Source organism: Janthinobacterium sp. EB271-G4-3-2, from assembly GCF_020858035.1.
Taxonomy (GTDB): domain Bacteria; phylum Pseudomonadota; class Gammaproteobacteria; order Burkholderiales; family Burkholderiaceae_D; genus Janthinobacterium; species Janthinobacterium aestuarii.
On record NZ_JACYMG010000001.1, the window covers coordinates 942,654 to 957,518 of the forward strand.

General features: G+C 66.1%; 11 protein-coding genes. 7 read left to right on the top strand and 4 right to left on the bottom strand.

The window, feature by feature from the left end:
* Window positions 1-27: 27 nt before the first annotated feature.
* From IGS55_RS04135 to IGS55_RS04160, 6 genes are all read left to right on the top strand, one after another.
* Window positions 28-1,239: a hypothetical protein gene (locus tag IGS55_RS04135; RefSeq protein WP_230516118.1), complete on the top strand. Its 1,212-nt coding sequence runs from the start codon at window positions 28-30 to the stop codon at window positions 1,237-1,239.
* A complete protein-coding gene (locus IGS55_RS04140; RefSeq protein WP_230516119.1) occupies window positions 1,236-2,354 on the top strand; it encodes a HupE/UreJ family protein in 1,119 nt (372 codons plus the stop codon). The genes IGS55_RS04135 and IGS55_RS04140 overlap by 4 nt, the downstream gene beginning before the upstream one ends.
* A 128-nt stretch (window positions 2,355-2,482) precedes the next feature.
* Window positions 2,483-2,992, top strand: coding sequence for a sigma-70 family RNA polymerase sigma factor (locus IGS55_RS04145; protein WP_230516120.1), 510 nt, complete (start codon window positions 2,483-2,485; stop codon window positions 2,990-2,992).
* Window positions 2,989-3,975, top strand: a complete 987-nt coding sequence (locus IGS55_RS04150; RefSeq protein ID WP_230516121.1) for a FecR domain-containing protein — start codon at window positions 2,989-2,991, stop codon at window positions 3,973-3,975. The genes IGS55_RS04145 and IGS55_RS04150 overlap by 4 nt, the downstream gene beginning before the upstream one ends.
* A 93-nt stretch (window positions 3,976-4,068) precedes the next feature.
* Window positions 4,069-6,537 carry a TonB-dependent siderophore receptor gene (locus IGS55_RS04155; protein WP_230516122.1) on the top strand — a complete coding sequence of 823 codons (2,469 nt, stop codon included), beginning with the start codon at window positions 4,069-4,071 and terminating at the stop codon, window positions 6,535-6,537.
* Between the two features lie 35 nt (window positions 6,538-6,572).
* Window positions 6,573-7,751 (top strand): PepSY-associated TM helix domain-containing protein, encoded by a 1,179-nt coding sequence (locus IGS55_RS04160; protein WP_230516123.1) that lies wholly within the window; start codon window positions 6,573-6,575, stop codon window positions 7,749-7,751.
* A gap of 4 nt (window positions 7,752-7,755) precedes the next feature.
* On the opposite strand, the gene IGS55_RS04165 is transcribed toward IGS55_RS04160, so the two are convergent.
* Both IGS55_RS04165 and IGS55_RS04170 read right to left on the bottom strand, forming a co-directional pair.
* A complete protein-coding gene (locus IGS55_RS04165) occupies window positions 7,756-8,301 on the bottom strand; it encodes an RNA 2'-phosphotransferase (RefSeq protein WP_230516124.1) in 546 nt (181 codons plus the stop codon).
* A gap of 17 nt (window positions 8,302-8,318) precedes the next feature.
* On the bottom strand, window positions 8,319-10,397 hold the full coding sequence (locus IGS55_RS04170) for a TonB-dependent receptor (RefSeq protein WP_230516125.1): 2,079 nt from the start codon (window positions 10,395-10,397) through the stop codon (window positions 8,319-8,321).
* Window positions 10,398-10,492: 95 nt separating this feature from the next.
* Here IGS55_RS04170 and IGS55_RS04175 point away from each other — a divergent pair, with 95 nt between their 5' ends.
* Window positions 10,493-11,716, top strand: a complete 1,224-nt coding sequence (locus tag IGS55_RS04175) for a response regulator (RefSeq protein ID WP_230516126.1) — start codon at window positions 10,493-10,495, stop codon at window positions 11,714-11,716.
* Here the strand turns inward: IGS55_RS04175 and IGS55_RS04180 are convergent.
* Complete coding sequence (locus IGS55_RS04180; RefSeq protein ID WP_230516127.1) at window positions 11,701-12,081, bottom strand: immunity 22 family protein; 381 nt, start codon at window positions 12,079-12,081, stop codon at window positions 11,701-11,703. The genes IGS55_RS04175 and IGS55_RS04180 overlap by 16 nt on opposite strands.
* Complete coding sequence (locus tag IGS55_RS04185) at window positions 12,082-14,775, bottom strand: polysaccharide deacetylase family protein (RefSeq protein ID WP_230516128.1); 2,694 nt, start codon at window positions 14,773-14,775, stop codon at window positions 12,082-12,084.
* Between the last annotated feature and the right edge of the window lie 90 nt (window positions 14,776-14,865).

Below are 14,865 nucleotides of genomic sequence, written 5' to 3' on the forward strand. Positions count from 1 at the left end.
TGCCCATTCCCGTCGATGGCGTCCACGATGAAAACACCGATTTCCCTGCTGTGCGCCTGTTTGCCCTTGCTGGCATGGGCCGCGCCCTACACGCCGAAAGACGGCAGCGCCGTCATCGAACAGCTGCCGCGCCGCGCCGACGCCACGCAACTGGCCCTGCGCGGCCTGCGCCAGCAACTCGACGCCAAACCACAAGACCTGGCTCTGGCCAGCGGCCTGGCGCAACGCTACATTGCCCTGGCCCGCAGCGACACGGATCCGCGCTACCTGGGCTATGCGCAAGCGGCGCTGGCGCCCTGGTGGCGGCAAGCGGCGCCGCCCGTCCCCGTGCGCCTGCTGCGCGCCACCATCTTGCAAAGCACCCACCATTTCGGCCCCGCCCTGCAGGATCTCGACGCTGTCATCGCGCAGGAGCCGGCCAACGGGCAAGCGTGGCTGACGCGCGCCACCGTGCTCACAGTGCAGGGCGACTACGCGAAGGCGACCGCCAGCTGCGCCCGGCTGTCGGCCTTGACAACACAGCTCGTCACCATCACCTGCCTTGCCAACATCGCCAGCGTCACGGGCCGCGCCGCCGCCAGCGAGCGCTTGCTGGACCTGACCTTGCAGCGTAGCGCCGGCGCGGCGCCCGAACTGGAAAGCTGGGCAGCAACCCTGCTGGCGGAAATGGCCACGCGGCGCGGAGAGCGGGCGCTGGCCGAGGCCCGCTACACCAAGGCGCTGGCGCAGCAGCCGCGCGACAGCTATCTGCTGGGCGCCTACGCGGATTTCCTGCTCGACCGGCAGCGCCCGCAGGAAGTCGCCAAGCTGCTGAAAGAGCGGCAGCGCATCGACGCCCTGCTGCTGCGTTACGCGCTGGCCCTGCAAGCGCTGCCCGGCCAGCAGGCCGCCTTCCTGGCGGCGAAAGCGGAGTTGGCGGCCCGCTTCAACGCCGCCATGCAGCGCGGCGACACGGTGCACCAGCGCGAACAGGCCCGCTTCGCCCTGTTTTTGCAGCAGGATATTCCCGCCGCCCTGCAACTGGCGCAGAAAAACTGGGCCATCCAGAAAGAAGTGCCCGACATGCGCATCTTGCTGGAAGCATCGCTGGCCGCACGCAACTATACGGCGGCACAGCCCGTGCTGGCCTGGATCGCGGCCAATGGCGTGGAAGACGTGGCCTTGCAGCGCCTCGTCAGGCAGCTGGGGCCGCAGGATGATGCGAAAATCAGCTCTGCGAAGAAGGCAGGTGCGCTATGAAACGCTGCCTTTTCATCCTGCTGCTGTGCGCCTGGTTCGCGCCCGCGCAAGCCCACAAGCCCAGCGACAGCTACCTGAGCCTGGAGGTCCACGGCCAGCAGATCGAAGGACAATGGGATATCGCCCTGCGCGACCTCGATTTCGCCATCGGCCTCGATGGCAATGGCGACGGCGCCCTGACGTGGGATGAAATCCGCGCGCGCCACGAGGCCATCGCCGCCTACGCGCTGCAGCGCCTGCAAGTGGCCAGCGACCAGGGCGCGTGCCCCTTGAAAGCCGTCGAACAACTGATCGACAACCATACGGACGGCGCCTACAGCGTGCTGCGCTTCCAGGCCAGCTGCCCCGGCGCTGCGCCGGCCAGCCTTGCCATCGGCTACACCTTGTTCGCGGACCTCGATCCGCAGCACAAGGGACTGTTCAAGATTAATAGCGGTGGTTCCACGCAAACGGCCATCTTCGACCCGGACAGCGCGCGCCAGACGCTTTCCCTGGCCGCGCCCGACCGCCCGGCGCAGTTCCGCGCCTATGTGAAACACGGCGTCTGGCATATCTGGATCGGCTACGACCATATTTTGTTTTTGCTGTCACTGCTGCTGCCGGCCGTGCTGCTGCCGGGCTTGCGCGAACAGCAGCAGGGTCTGAAGGCGGCTTTTTATGACGTGCTGAAAGTCGTCACGGCATTTACGCTTGCCCATTCCATCACCCTGAGCCTGGCCAGCCTGTCGCTCATCTCGCTGCCATCGCGCTGGGTGGAATCGGCCATCGCCGGTTCGGTGATCCTGGCCGCGCTGAACAACCTGCTGCCGCTGTTCCGCGGCAAGCGCCCCGTGGCCGCCTTCGCGTTTGGCCTGATCCACGGCTTCGGCTTTGCCAGCGTGCTGCGCGACCTGGGCTTGCCCCAGGGTTCCCTGATGGCCAGCCTGCTGGGCTTTAACGTGGGCGTGGAACTGGGCCAACTGGCCATCGTCGCCGCGTTCCTGCCCGCCGCCTGGCTGCTGCGCAAGACCTGGCTGTACCGGCAAGTGCTGACCGTCGGCTCGCTGGCCATCGCCCTGGTGGCGGCCGTCTGGCTGGTGGAGAGAGTGGTCGACATCAAGCTGATTTCAAGCTGATGGCGTTGTTGAACAGCCACTAGCCGGCCACAAGCGAGCCACAAGCACGCACAACCGGGCTACAATACGAACAATTCTCAATCGCATCAAGGCCTGTTTGTCCGCGGACCATGGCATGGAAAGGTTGCATGCTACGCCCCGAACTGGAACTGCATCGGCAAATCGAAGTGCTCTACAGCGACCACCACGGCTGGCTGCAGGGCTGGCTGCGCCGCAAGCTGGGCAACGCCTTCGATGCGGCCGACCTGGCGCACGACACCTATCTGCGCATCCTCGCGCGGGGCCGCGCGCCCGGACGCGACGAATCGCGCCAGCACCTGGCGCAGATCGCCAACGGCCTCGTGGTCGACCTGTTCCGCCGCCGGCATATCGAATCAGCCTACGCGGACGCCATCGCCGCGCAGCCGGAAGCGGCCGCACCGACGCCGGAAATACGCGCGCTGATCGTCGAGGCACTGATGGAAATCGACGCCATCCTCGCCAGCCTGCCCGCTAAAGTGCGCGACGCCTTCTTGCTGTGCAAGCTCGAAGGCATGGGCTACGCCGACATCGCCGCACGGCTGGACGTTTCCGTCTCGTCGGTGGAAAAATACATCGCCCGCGCGCTGCTGGCCTGCTGCGCGGCGCAATTCGCATGAGCTCCCAGCTGGACAGCGCCCCCATCGCCCCCGCCGTGCTGCAGCGCGCCGCCGAGTGGATGGCGCGGCTGTGGGCGGAAGACGCCAGCGCGGCCGATGCGGACGCCTGCGCCGCCTGGCGCGCCGCCAACCCCGAACACGAACGGGCCTGGGCCCGGCTGCAGCGCTTCGCCCGGCAATTCGAGGCGTTACCGCGCGACGTGGCGCGCAACGCCCTGGCGGCGGCGCCGCGCCATGCCGCCGGCCGCCGGCGCGCCTTGCAGCTGCTAGGGCTGATCGCGGCGGGCGGCGGCACGGCCCTGCTGGCGCACGAGTCCGGCCTGTGGCAACGCGCCGCCAGCGATTACCGCACGTCGGTCGGCGAGACGCGCGCCATCGTGCTGGCCGACGGCACGCACGTGGTGCTCGACACGGCCAGCGCCATCGACGTGCGCCACGGCGCCAATGAACGGCGCATCGTGCTGCGCGCGGGCGCCATCCTCGTCACCAGCGCGCACGAAACGGCGCCCGTCTACCGTCCGCTGCTGGTGGCAACGCCGCAAGGCACGGCCACGGCGCTGGGCACGCGTTTTAGCGTGCGCCTCGATGAAGGCGAGAGCCGTGTCGCCGTGTTCCAGGGGGCAGTCGCCCTACAGCCGATGCAGGACGGCGCCCCCGCCCTGCACCTGCAGGCGGGCCAGCAGGCCGGCTACACGCGCCTGGAAGTACAAGATGTGACGAACGTCGAAAACAGCGCCGCCGCCTGGGCCGATGGCAGCCTGGTGGCCGAGCGCATGCGCCTGGACGAGCTGCTGGCCGAGCTGGGGCGCTACCGCCACGGCGTGCTGCGCTGCGACGAATCGATCGCCGGCCTGCGCGTGACGGGCGTGTATTCGCTGCGCGACACGAACCGCTCGCTGGCCAACCTGGCCGCCAGCCTGCCCGTGCAGCTGGTTTACCGCACGCGCTACTGGGTCAGCGTGGGGCCGCGCCAGGCCGCCTGAAAAAATAAGTGAAAAAACGTTGAGGGTTTTGGCTTTTCGTTCGGAATACGGGAAGAACCGATTTTTTCCCGCCACTTTCCAAGGATTTGCACCATGCCCCCTCGCCTGACCGCACCCGCGCACAAACTGCGTCCGTTCCCCCTCGCCGCCGCCATCCAGGCCCTGTTCCTCGCAGGCGCCGCCGTGGGCGCCGTCGCCGTCACGGCCCCCGCCGCCCACGCGCAGACGTTAGAGAATACGCAAGCGAAGCGCCAGTACGCGGTCCCCGCCGGACCGCTGGAACGGGCCTTGACCACGTTCGCCAGCGCGGCCGGCGTGGAACTGTCGGCCGACGCGGCCCTGTTGCAGGGCAAGCGCAGCGGCGGCCTGGCGGGCAGCTACACGGTGCGCCAGGGTTTCGAGGAGCTGCTGCGCGGCCAGGGCGTGCGCGTGGTGGCGGGCGCCAACGGCGCGTATGCGCTGCGGCCGGATACTGCGCCAGCGCCGGCAGCCGCGCCGGCCCAGGCCAGCGCCACCCTGCCCGCCATCACCATCAATGCCAGCAGCGAACGCGAAACGGCGACGGGTCCCGTACGCGGCTACGTGGCGCGGCGCGCCGGCTCGGCCACCAAGACGGATACGGCGCTCAATGAAAACCCGCAATCCGTGTCCGTCGTCACGGCCGATGAAATCAGCGACCGCAATGCCGAGTCGCTCGACGAAACCCTGCGCTACACGGCGGGCGTGACGCCGAACCAGCGCCCGCTGGGCAGCGACGATTCCTCGCTGCTGCGCGGCTTCACCATCGAGACGAACGGCATCCTGCAAGATGGCTTGCGCAACTCGGGCCGCACTTTTGGCGCCTCGATCGAACCGTATGGCCTGGAACGCCTGGAAGTGCTGCGCGGCCCCGCGTCCGTGCTGTACGGGCAAATTCCGCCGGGCGGCATGGTCAACGCCGTCAGCAAGCGTCCCAGCGCGGACGCCGTGCGCGAAGTGGGAATTGAGTACGGCAGCTACCAGCGCCGCCAGCTGAAAGCCGACGTGGGCGGCACCCTCGACGCGCCAGGCGCCTGGACTTACCGGGTCGTCATGCTGGGCCGCGAAGCCCATACGCGGCTGGACCGCGACCGCGACAACCGCTTGTACTTCGCCCCCTCGCTCACCTGGCAGGCAGGCCCCGCCACGCGTTTGACCCTGCTGGCTCGCTACGAGCAGGACAACCAGCAGTACGCGTTCCCGAACCAGCTGCTGCACCCGGGCCCGCGCGGCCAGGTCGACCCAAGTCTGAACCTGATGGGCGACGATAACCGCTTCAAACGCCGCAACACCATGCTGGGCTACGAGTTCGAGCACGCATTCAACGATACGTGGTCGCTGCGCCAGAACCTGCGCTACACGCGCCTGAAGAACGACCGCACGGACATGTTCCCCTTGGGCCTGAATGACGATGGCACGGTGGAGCGCTATTTCATGCCTGTCGATACGGCGTCGAAAAGCCTGTTCGCCGACACGCAGCTGCAGGCGCGATTTGCCACGGGCGACCTGACGCACCAGGTGCTGCTGGGCGTCGATTACGCGAACATCCGCAACACGGACGACTACCGCCACCAGCGGGGCTTCATCGAGCCGCTCGACCTGTACCAGCCCGTGTACGGCAAGCAGCCCCTGGTCCCGTCCAAGGCGCCCACGCGCGCCGATGCCCCTTCGCGCCAGCTGGGCCTGTACGCGCAGGATCAATTGAAATGGGACCGCTGGGTCGTCACTGCCGGCCTGCGCCGCGACAAGGCCACGCAATCGCGCGACGTCACGGACCTCAATACCGGCGCCGTCAAACCGGACTACCACCAGTCGCCATCGGCCACCACGGGCCGCCTGGGCGCCGTCTACCTGTTCGATGACGGCTGGGCGCCGTATGTCAGCTATGCCAGTTCATTCTCGCCCGAACTGGGCACGACGATGGGCGGCGGCGCCTTGAAACCGTCGCGCGGCAAGCAGTTCGAAGCCGGAGTCCGCTACGAACCCGTAGGCCAGCGCGCCAGCTATACGGCAGCCGTGTTCGACCTGGTGCGCGACAATGTCTCCACGTCCGACATCGGGAATCCGGGTTTCCTGCTGCAGACGGGCCAGGTCAAGTCGCGCGGCGTCGAACTGGAAGCGCGCACGGAGTTCGCCAGCCGTCTGAGCCTGATCGCCCAATACACCTACCTCGATACGGAGGTCACAAAGAGCAACAATGGCGACCTGGGTTTGCAGCAAGCGGGCGCGCCGCGCCATAGCGCCTCGGCCTGGGCCCGCCAATCGTTCACGCTGGCCGGCAGCCTGCCCGCGTATGCGGCACTGGGCATGCGTTTTCTCGGCGCCATGCGCTCGAACTCCGACGGCGAAAACCTGAATATCCGCAATGGCGGCATCACGCAGTGGGATGCGGCGCTGGGCGTGTCGCGCGGTCCTTGGCAGTTTGCCCTCAACGTCAACAATGTGCTGAACAAGCAAACCCTGTATGACTGCGGCTACCTGCCCAACCTGTGCTACCGCAATGCGGAACGCACGGCCAACGTCAGCGCCATGTACCGCTTCTGATGCCATCGCTGCAAGTTCGGCCGGCATTGGCGGCCATGCACCGCTATGCCGGCCTGCTGATGGCCGGCTTCCTCATCGTGACCGGCGTGACGGGCAGCGCGCTCGCGTGGAAGGATGAACTGGAGGCAGCCATGCTGCCCGCCGTCTTCCGCGTAGCGCCGCCCACGCCTGGTGCGGTGCCGCTCGACGCCCTGCTGCTGCGCGAGTCCGTCGCCACGCGCTTTCCCCAGGCACAGGTCAGCTACGCGCCGCTGTCCGCGCCACAAGGCCACAGCATGGTGTTTTACCTGCGTCCGGCGGACGACGCCCCGCTGGTCAGCGACGAAGTATTCGTCGATCCCTACACGGGTGCGATACTTGACCAGCGCCGCTGGGGCGAGATCAGCCAGGGCGCCATCAACCTGCTGCCCTTCATCGAGCGCCTGCATTACGCGCTGGCGCTGGGCGACACAGGCTTGCTGATATTCGGCCTGATCGCCATCGTGTGGACGGTCGACTGCTTCATCGGCGCCGCCCTGACCTTCCCCGCGCGCCTGAAAAAACGCTCGCCGGGCAGCAAACCGTGGCTGCTGCGCTGGCGCCCGTCATGGCTGCTGCGCCGCAACGGCGGCAGCTATAAACTGGTGTTCGACCTGCACCGCGCGGGCGGCCTGTGGCTGTGGGCCATGCTGCTGGTGTTTGCCTGGAGCGGCGTCGCCTTCAACCTGTACGGCGCGTATGCGGCCGTCATGCATCCACTGTTTGCCCACCAGGGTGCCGAAGAAATCGTCGCGCGGCACACGCCGTCGCCGGGGCCGCGGCTGGACTGGCCTGCCGCGCGCGCGCAGGGCCGCCAGTTGATGGACGCGCTGGCGCGCCAGCACGCATTCACCATCGTCGAGGAAAACGCGCTGGCCTACGAACGCGCGCTGGGCGTGTACAGCTACAACGTGCGCAGCAGCCGCGACGTGCGCGCCCACAAGGGCCTGACCACCGTCTTTTTCGATGCGGCCAGCGGCCGGCAGCTGGCCACCTGGCTGCCCACGGGAGCGGCCAGCGGCGACACCATCCGCAGCTGGATCAGCGCCCTGCACATGGCCTCGATGTGGGGCTGGCCCTTCAAACTGTTCATTTGCGCCATGGGCGTGCTGGTGGCGGGCCTGAGCGTGACGGGCGTGCTGATCTGGCGCCGCAAGCGCCAGGGGCAAGCCAGGGCCAAAGCGCTAAGTCATTAATTAGTCAGGGAAAGCCGATGAAGGCCACCGGCACTGCCGGCGTCAGCCACACGCCATTGTCCGATACATAAAATGCGTGGCCCTGTGCCCGCATGGCGGCAGCATCCACCGTCAGCACGACGGGCTTGCCATGGCGCGCGCCCACGGCCACGGCCGTTTCGCGGCTGGACGACAGGTGCACGTGCTTGCGCGCTCCCGGCAGCAAGCCGCCGGCGCGGATCGCCTCGACAAAGCGGCTGGCCGTGCCGTGGAACAGCATGGCGGGCGGCGTGGACGGCGGCAAGGCGATATCGACGGCGGCCAGCGAATGTCCCTGGTTGGCGCGGATGCGCAAGCCGTCGGCACTGATGGCGTAGCGCGTCTTGCTGTCGCGCGCCACCACCTCATCCAATTGTTCACGGGAAATGCGGCGGCCATGTTGGGCCGCCAGCGCCAGCAGCTGGCCGATGTCAGCCCAGCCCTGGGCATCGAGCGCGAGGCCGATTTTTTCGGGCGCGTGGCGCAGGATAAGGGAAAGGAATTTACTGGTTTGTACTAGGTGATCGGTCATGCCCCAGTGTAGCGTTATCAGAACGCATACGACAAGGTCAGGCGCGCGGAACGCGGTTCCACCGGATGAAAATGCCGGTCGTTCACGCCTTCCGCTGCTTCCCCAGGCAAGCGCGAGGCATAGTAGTAGTCGATGTCGCTGGCGCGCTTGTCGAACAGGTTGAATACGTCGAGCGAGACGCGCGTCTTGCGGTTGAGCTGGTAAGCCACGCGCGCATACGCCAGGGTCGTCGAGGCCGAGCGCACGCTGTTGTCCTCGATCAGGGGACGGGGGCCGAAGTAGCGCAGCTGGAAGGCGCCCGACCACGGGCCCCGGTCCGTCACGGTCACGCCGAACGACGCCACCTTGTCGATCGAACCGGGGATGAAATTGCCGGCCGGATCATTTTCCGTGTAGCGCGAGCGCGAAGCGGCCAGGTCCAGGTCGAACAGCAGCCACGGTGCGGCGATGTAGTGGTTGTTCCACTCGATACCGTGGCGGCGGCTGGCGCGGCTGGCCTCCGTCTCGCCCGCGTCGCCGACGAACAGCAATTCCGACGCGATGTCGAGGCGCCACAGGGCCAGCGAGCTTTGCAGGCCCGGCAGCCATTCCGTGCGCGCGCCCAGTTCCATGCCTTTCGTCGGCACCAGCGGCGTGACGGGCGTGGATGGCGTGCCGTCGGGCAAGCGCGTCTGCGTCGTGCCGCGCGCATCGTTGCTGTGGAAGCCCTTGCCGTAATTGACAAAAAACTCCGTCTTGCTCCACGGCCCAAGTATCAATGACAGTTTCGGCGACACCACGTGGTCGTTCGCCGAGCCGCTGTTGCCGTCTATGCTGCTGTCCACATTGAAACGGTAGGCGTCATGGCGCACGCCCGCCACGGAACGCAGCCAGGGCAGCCATTGCACCGTGTTTTCGCCGTAGAGACCGATGCTGCTTTCGCGCACCCGGTCTTCGCGCACCGCGCTTTGCCGCACGCGCTCCACCGTGTTGTACAAACCCACGGGCGACAGCCGGTCATGGCGCGCCTGCACGCCCAGCTTGTTGCGCAGGGGAAGACCAAACAGCTCCATGGTCCAGCTTTCGCTGGCGTTCACGCCCACCACCGTGCGCCGCTCGCTTTGCTGGAACTGGTCGCCCTGTTCCGGATCGGCAAGGAAATACGTGAAGTCGCTATTGAGGTCCAGCCGCGAGCGGATCAGGTAGGCGTCGAGCTCGAACAGCCGGTTGTCCGTGCGCTTGCGCATCGCGTACGACAGGCTGTAGCGCGACGTGTCGCCGCCGTCGCTGGGTGCCAGGCTGCCGAAACGGCCGATCTGGCCCGATTCCACGGCGCGCAGCGGCACCTGGTCGGTGGCGTTCCAGCTGTTTTTATAGGCCATGGCCGTCACGCTGAAGCCGTCGTCCGGCGTGCCCTGGCTGTAGCGCAGCACGCCGCTGTATTTACGCACGCGCTCCGGCACGTCCCAGGGGCCATTGTTGCGGTTCACCTCCAGGCCATACAGCAAGGTGCCTTGTCCGGCGTCGAGAGAATCGGCCACGATGGCGCGCACATAACCGTGCTGGCCGACGGAGACGCTGGCCTGGCCCTGCGGCAATTTGTCGGCCAGGCGGATGCGCGCCGCGCCCGCCGAGGCGAAATCGCCTTCGCCGGCGAAATACGGCCCCTTCTTGTAATCGATGCGCTGCACCAGCTCGGGAATGAGGAAATTGAGGTCGGAATAGCCTTGCCCGTGCGCATGCGTGCGCATATTGACGGGCATGCCGTCGACATAGGTGGCGAAATCCGTGCCATGGTCGAGGTTAAAGCCGCGCAAGAAATACTGGTTGGCCTTGCCGTCGCCGCTGTGCTGGGTGACGATCAGGCCGGGCACGAATTCCAGCAATTCGCCCGTGCGCAAGGCGGGCCGGTTGACAATCAACTCAGTAGTGATGACGCCCTGGCTGGCCGCGTCCGACGTGCCGACGGCGTTGTCGTAGTGGCCAGTCACGCGCACGGTGCGTGTTTCATCGGCGACTGGAGCCGCCTCGGCCTGGACCTGGGCCGCCGCCTGGTGCCCCAAGCCCAGCAATGCCAGCGCACAAGCCGCCAGCTGTTTGCGTTTTATCAACCGCATCGCGTCTCCCCTTTTTATGATGTCAGTACAGGCTCCTACGGGATATATACGCGGCAGGCCGGCTGCCTGGATTCAGCATTTTTCAAGGAGCGACCGTGGACCTGAGCGACAGTGCCGGCAAGGCGAGCAAAAGCGTCACGGCGGCCGTGCGCAAGCGCGACGTGCTGCCGTACATCCTGCTGTTCATCTTGCTGGCGGGCTTGCTGGCCGTGATGGCGGGCGCCCTGCTGCCGCCCTACTACCAGGCCGTGCCGGTCCTGCTGTGGAGCTTGGGATTTTGCGTCAGCGGCATGCTGCTGGGCTTTTTGTTCGGCATCCCGCGCAGCCTGCCATCGGGCACAGTCAGCGCCGCACCGCCCGACGAGCGGAACAATGGCAAGAGCCGTCCCACGGACGAGCCGCCGGCCGCAGGGACCGACACGGCCACCGCCGCCCCCAGCAATACGCTGTTCCTGGGCACGCCCACGCCCATGGAAATCAATTCGAATCTGGTGGAAGTGTCGGACTGGTTGACGAAAATCATCGTCGGCGTGGGCTTGATCGAACTCAAAAGCCTGCCTGGCAGCGCGCGCAGCATGGCCGCCTTTATCGCGCCCAGCCTGGCCACGGATACGGCCACGGCGATGGCGGTGGTCGGCGGCATCATGCTGTTCTTTTCCGTGCATGGTTTCCTGATCGGCTACCTGCTTACGCGCATTTACCTGTCCATCATGATCAAGCGGGCCGACAGCATGGTCAAGAACGAATCCGTGCGCCTGGAGAGCGGCAAGGAAATCGAGGTGACGGAACTGAGCCGCTTGCAGCAAAAGTCGCTCGATGACATGCAGGAAGCCGTCACGCAGCTGCTGCTGGCCTACCCGCCCGACGGCGGCGCGCCAGTCACGGCCCTGGCCGGCGTGCCGATGGCGCAAAAGCCGGCCAGCCTGGTGCTGTGGCTGGACGACCATCCGCGCAACAATACCTTGCTGGTGGAACAGCTGGAACGGGAAAACATCAAGGTGGACCAGGCCGTGTCGACACGGCAGGCGCTGGCCATGCTGCAACAGAAACCGTATGCGCTGCTGATCACGGACATGGCACGGGTGGAAAACCGCCGGCGCATCAAGGATGCGGGCGTGCGCACGGTGCGCGAAGTGCGCCAGACCTTGCCGGAACTGCCCATCGTCGTATATTGCAGCAAGGATACGGTCGCCAGCTACGGCACGGAAGCGCAGGCGGCCGGCGCCCGTTTCATCACCACGTCGGGCACCAGCCTGCTGGCGGCAATCAACAAGCTACTGCATGAGCAGCGCGAGGATGGCGCTCAGCCACCGGCGTAGGCATAGCTGCCCACGTAATGCAGCGAACTGCGGTGGGGGTGCGACAGCTGGTTCGGCGCAAACACGCAGACGGCCGTGTCGGCCAGCACGCCCTGCCCATCCGCGTCAGCGCAGGCCTGCGCCAGCCAGCTGTCGGGATACGACACGCCATCGAGCAACTGCGCCAGCGGCGCGGGCGACGCCAGCATCGCGCTTTCAAAACAGGCCGGCTCGTAGCACGTGAGGCCCGTTTCCAGGATGAATGGCGATGGCACGGCATCGCCATCCTCCGTGTACGTGGGCGACAGGTAGTCCTGCAGCGCCTCCCAGCTGGGGAAACGGCCGCTGCAGGCAAACACGTGGACGATGGGCAAAGTATTGGCCAACTACAGCTTCTCCATCTTTTGCCGCACGGCCGGCGCCGTGGCCGCCGTCGGCGCCAGTTCCAGATAGGTTTTATAGGCGGCTTTGGCCTTGGCCGCATCGCCGGCCTTGGCATACGCGTCGCCCAGGTTCAGATAGGCGATGGCGCGCGACGGGTCCATCTTGACCGTGTTTTCAAACCAGCGGGCCGCTTCGCGGTATTTTTCCTGCTTGTAGAAGACAAAGCCCAGGTTGTTGGCCGCCAGCGCGAAATCGGGACGCAATTTCAGCGCTTCCGTAAATTGCGCTTCCGCCGCCGCATACTGTTTCTCCTTGTACAGCTGCAAGCCACGGTCGTTGGCCCGCTGCGCCAGCTGGCGCGTCGAGCTCGGCACGGCGCCCGGCGTGACGATCTTCTGTTCGCCGCCCTGCAAATCCTTGACCGTCACGCTGGCCGCCGCCGGTTTGGCGTCGAGCTTGCTGTTCAGGGCAATGGCTTCCGTCGACAGCTGCGTCGTGTTCGGGCTGAGGAATTCCGTCTCGCCCGGCAATTCAAAGACGAAATCGCCCCCTTCCGAACCGGGCAAGCTGCCGAATGCGGGCGTCTGGTTCGACACGCTGGACACGGCAGGCGCCACGTAGGCCGCCAGCTCCGTCGCCGTGATGAGGCCATCGCCGTTCAGGTCGCCCTTGCCCGCCAGCCCTTGCAGCAGGGTCCACGTGAACACGGAGTGGCCGTTCGGCCCGCCATCAGCCACCAGCTGGTCGCCGCCGCCGGCCGTCAGCATTTGCCGGCCGATGCGCTTGGCGTTGTCGCGCAGGAAGGAGTTGGAACCGGCGCCGCGCGTCAGGCCCAGGCCGCTGTAGCAGGCGTCCATGACGAAGAACGCGTGCTTGGCCGTCAGGGACTCCGCGATATTCTGGATTTCCGTCATCGGGATCGCATCCGTGGCAAACTGCGCCGGGTCGGAGTCGACGGGCACGATGTAGCCAAGGTCGCGCCCGGAGCTCAGCCTGCGCGTGGCGCCGTGGCCGGCGAAGAAGACGAAGATGCGGTCATTCTTTTGCACGCCGCCATGTGCCAGCTTGTCGTGGAAGGCGGCCAGGATGTTGTTGCGCGTCGCTTCGCCATTCTTCAAGGTCACGACACGCTCGGGCGCGAACGCAAATTTCTCGATCAGGGTTTCACGGATGCCTTGCGCGTCGCGCACCGCATATTGCAATTTCGGCCACTTCGCGTAATCGTCGATGCCGATCACCACGGCCCAGGAATTGGCGTAACCGGTGGTGACGGGCACTTTCTCGGGCGCGGGCGCCGTGCTTTTCGCCACCTGGAAGCTCGTGCCATCCCAGCCGGCGAATTGATAGCCTTCGGCGATCAGCTTGTCGAGCACGGCCGGCAGGGCTTTTACCGTGCGTTCGTGGATGTCATGGAACAAAATGATGCCGCGTCCCGCCTTGTCGACGGACGCCAGCACCCGGTTCGTGATGGAACTGGGCACGGGGTCGGCCCAGTCCAGCGAGTCGATATTCCACATCACGGATTTCAGATGGGCATCGGCCAGCGCGGCCATGCCTTCGCTGTTGCGCGCGCCATACGGAAAGCGGAACAGCGCGGCCCGCTCGGGGCTGATGGCTTTCAATAAAGTGTCGGTGCCGAGGATTTCGCCCTTCAGCTTGTCGCCCGTCTGTTTCGACAGCTGTGCATGGCTGAAACTGTGGTTGCCCACGGCATAGCCCTCTTTCATCAGCTTGCGGCTCACTTCCGCGCCCGCGTTCAGCTTGGCGTGGCCTTCCGCATCGAGCGACCCCAGGTTGCGGCCCACGTTGAAAAACACGGCCGGCACGCCGTACTGTTTCAAAATGGCGCTGATTTCTTCCGTATAACGGCGGTGCGGGCCGTCGTCGAAGGTCAGCACGATGGTTTTCTTCGGCAAGCCCAGGCCGAAGATTTCCGCTTCATCTTTTTTTGGCGCCGGCTTGGCTTCCGGAATGGAACCTGCCGGTGGCACGGTGTAAGGCACGACAATGCCGTTTTCCTTGAGGATCTGTTCGCGGCTGTAGCGTTTTTTCAGCTGCGCCACGTAATCGTCCCACCGTTCGCGCTTGAGCTCGATGGCGCGCTGGCCCAGGTTGCCGAAGATCTGCCGGATTTCCTTCTCGTAATTGCGCTCGATCTCGCCCAGCGCGTCGAGGTCTTCGGAAATGCGCTTGTGCAGCTTGATCGCCGGCAAGGACGAATCCTTGGCCACGTCGGCCAGCATGCTTTGCAGCAGTTCGCGGAAAGCCAGGCGGTCCGCGTCGTACAGGCCGGGATCGGATTCGATATACGTCAACAGGCTGTCGAGCGCTTCGAAGCGGCCCGGATTGGCGGGCGCCGTCAGCTGGTCGAGCGCGGCATCGAGCCTGGCGATGCGTTCCTGGTTTTCATGGAACAGGGCCTGGCCCACTTTACGGGCTTCGTCGCGCGCGCCTTCGGGCAAGCTTTGCTCGTCGGCCAGCAGCACGATAATCTTGCGGAAATTGCCCAGCAAGTCGCGGAATTGGCTGGCCACGGCGGCCGTATCGACGGCGGAGTGCGGCGCGGCGGCCGGGCTGCCCGCGGCGGGAGCGCCCGGCGTGGCGGTGGCGGCGGGCCGGGTGTAGCTATAAATGCCGGCCCCAGCGGCGAGAGCCACGACGACGGTGGCGGCGATCTTGATCGGCTTGGAAGTCACAGGCTTGTCATTCCCTTCACATACTATGCATACAATTCAGATGGCGCGGATGCGCAAGATGCATAATTGTAAAGCACGCCAGGCACAAGC

Bases quoted from the DNA above. Each gene is read 5' to 3' on its own strand.
- IGS55_RS04135 (WP_230516118.1), top strand. From the start codon at position 28: ATGAAAACACCGATTTCCCTGCTGTGCGCCTGTTTGCCCTTGCTGGCA.
- IGS55_RS04140 (WP_230516119.1), top strand. From the start codon at position 1,236: ATGAAACGCTGCCTTTTCATCCTGCTGCTGTGCGCCTGGTTCGCGCCC.
- IGS55_RS04145 (WP_230516120.1), top strand. From the start codon at position 2,483: ATGCTACGCCCCGAACTGGAACTGCATCGGCAAATCGAAGTGCTCTAC.
- IGS55_RS04150 (WP_230516121.1), top strand. From the start codon at position 2,989: ATGAGCTCCCAGCTGGACAGCGCCCCCATCGCCCCCGCCGTGCTGCAG.
- IGS55_RS04155 (WP_230516122.1), top strand. From the start codon at position 4,069: ATGCCCCCTCGCCTGACCGCACCCGCGCACAAACTGCGTCCGTTCCCC.
- IGS55_RS04160 (WP_230516123.1), top strand. From the start codon at position 6,573: ATGCACCGCTATGCCGGCCTGCTGATGGCCGGCTTCCTCATCGTGACC.
- IGS55_RS04165 (WP_230516124.1), bottom strand. From the start codon at position 8,301: ATGACCGATCACCTAGTACAAACCAGTAAATTCCTTTCCCTTATCCTG.
- IGS55_RS04170 (WP_230516125.1), bottom strand. From the start codon at position 10,397: ATGCGGTTGATAAAACGCAAACAGCTGGCGGCTTGTGCGCTGGCATTG.